The following is a 1553-nucleotide window of genomic DNA, read 5'->3' as shown; positions in this document are numbered from 1 at the left end:
GGCCGCCCGTCAACTCCCGCGTGGAGACGCTGGCGGACACGTTCCGCGCCTGGCGGCGGGAGTCGGCAGCAACGCGGTACGCTCGCTGGCGGACTGCTTCGGGGAGTTCCGGCCGCACGACGTGCTCGCGGCCGAGTTGGTCGCCCTCGACGGCGCGGCGCACGAGGTCGTCTTCGCCACCCGATTCGGAGACGAGCGCGCGAGTCGCGGAGTCCGCGATACGTTCGTGGACGCGGTCCTCGACGGTGTTAGCGTCGGCCGTCAGTACCTGCTCTGCGTTTCCGGGCAGCTGGCGGGTCGGCGGACGCACCTCGTACCCGACGCCAACCGAGACTCGGTAAGTGGTTCGGGTCGTCTCGACCACCGAACGCTCCCGGCTGCCGTTGACGTATCGCCGCGTTTCGCGCTCCGCGGCGGCCACGCGGCGACCGAACGAGTCCGCGTGGTGCAGGTCCGGTCGGAGGACGTCGTCGGGCTCCACTGCGCCCTCGACGGTCAGATCGCGGGTCGTCGTCGTCCCGGCGAGCGTCCAGTTCTCGGGGCGGTCTCCGCGCTGGCGCGTCGTCCGGTCGAGTTGCACCACCTCCGCGCGGCGGCTGGCAATCGAGGTGAACGCCGCCCGTAGGGTGCCGTCGAGGGACGCATCACCGTCACCGTCGGCGAACGCCAGGAACGCGCGGTCCGCCGTGACGTTCACCCCCACGGGGACGGACTGGTCGGGGCGGTCTGTCGCGTCGATAGCGGCCGAGATAGCGGTGTCCGTCGGGGCCTCCGGAGCGCCGGTCTGCTGGAGTACCTCGCTCGCACGCGTCTCCGCGCTGTCCTGGACGACCGCGAGCACGTCGTCGAGTCCGGTGCGCGCGTACGCTCGTCCGTACGCGGATTCGCCGGCCTCGTCAGCGCGGCCGAACGTCGACCGCTGGACGCCGAGCAGCGCGCGGTTCGTGAGCAGTTCGACGTGGCGATTCGCCAGCACGTTCGAGATCGGGAGGCCCGCGTACTGGAGCGGCCCGCGCAGCCAGACGACGCGGTGGAGGTAGTCCGTGAGACGGCGGTCCAGCCCCGGTCCGTCCAGCGCGTCCCGTGCGAGTCTCGCTTCGAAGCGCGTGACGCGGTCGTGGAGTGCGAGGGCGGGCGTGTGAATCGTCGTGGAGACGTTCGTCCGCGTCTGGGAGACGACGTCCCCGTCGCGTCGGACGGTCACTCGGACGTCCGAGACGGTGACTCGAACCACTGCCTGGTCAGCGCGTTCGATGGAGACCGCGTCGATTGCGCGTTCGGCGTCCTCGTTCGTTTCGACGCGTGGCAGGGACACCGAGGCTGTCGCTGGGCCGACCGTCGCTTCCCGGTCCCGGAGCGCACGCTCCGTGCGAGCGTACACGCGGAGCGCGAACGTCTCCCGGAACGGCTGGTCGGGGTCGATGGCTGCCCCGAACCTGGAATCTGCCGCTGCGACTGCCGGGCTCCGAATCGCGTTCGCGGCGGCGGTCCGGGCCGCCCCGGCGAGCGCGGCGTTCGTGCCAGTCAGCGCGCGGTCAGCCGCCGTGTCAGTG

Annotated in this window: 1 protein-coding gene; it reads right to left on the bottom strand. The window is 71.7% G+C overall.

Annotated features, from left to right (window positions below; all coding sequences use genetic code 11):
• Positions 1 to 1553 (bottom strand): DUF7286 family protein (locus tag GRX66_RS18855; protein ID WP_449271482.1); only part of this gene is annotated, 1553 nt, incomplete at both ends.

The organism is Halobacterium bonnevillei, from assembly GCF_009831555.1.
GTDB classification, from domain to species: domain Archaea; phylum Halobacteriota; class Halobacteria; order Halobacteriales; family Halobacteriaceae; genus Halobacterium; species Halobacterium bonnevillei.
This window is presented reverse-complemented; position numbering and strand designations above follow the sequence as displayed.